Source organism: Shewanella sp. SM32 (assembly GCF_025654235.1).
Taxonomy (GTDB): domain Bacteria; phylum Pseudomonadota; class Gammaproteobacteria; order Enterobacterales; family Shewanellaceae; genus Shewanella; species Shewanella oncorhynchi.
Window position 1 is genome coordinate 1 of sequence record NZ_JAKKRO010000174.1, and the last position, 665, is coordinate 665.

Sequence of the window (665 nt, forward strand, 5' to 3'; positions counted from 1 at the left end):
GCTAGGGCTAAACCCTATTCACGATATGATCGATACCCTCGAAGCTAAGGGCGTGATGATTATTACCACGGATGTGGAAACAGATAAGAAGTTTGACGGTTTAGCGGGCAAGATTGGTAGCACTCCTGTAGTGGTGATCTCTACCGCCCAAAGTGGTGACCGTCAGCGCTTCACCTTGGCCCATGAACTTGGGCACTTAGTCGTGCATGGTCGTTTAGCTGAAGGGATTGATGAGGAGAAGGCTTGTAATGCCTTTGCTGGTGCATTTCTTTTACCTACCCAATCACTTATTGAACACTTGGGTGAAAAGCGCCGTCATATTGAACCGCGTGAATTACTGATGCTAAAGCACGAATACGGTATTAGCATGCTAGCGGCACTGTTTCGAGCTGGCCAATGTGGAATAATTACGCCTGCGACTCAGAAAAACCTATTTATGCTGTTTAGCAAAAATGGCTGGCGAACGGAGGAGCCAGGAAAAGCATACCCTCATGAATCGACTTATCTACATAAGCAGTTGGTATATCGTGCTTTAGGTGAAGAATACATAGGGGAGTCAAAAGCTGCAGAGTTACTTGGCATGTCTGTTTCTAGCTTTCGTAAAGAACGAAAGTTGGAGGTGCCGACTCAAGCACAGTTAGCTCAGGAGGCTAGCCGTGCAGCAG

1 protein-coding gene is annotated in these 665 nt (G+C 47.1%); it reads left to right on the plus strand.

All coding sequences use genetic code 11. The features are described from left to right. Window positions 1–665, plus strand: a 665-nt coding sequence (locus tag L5M10_RS24035; protein ID WP_263256112.1) for an ImmA/IrrE family metallo-endopeptidase, incomplete at both ends; no start/stop codon positions are given.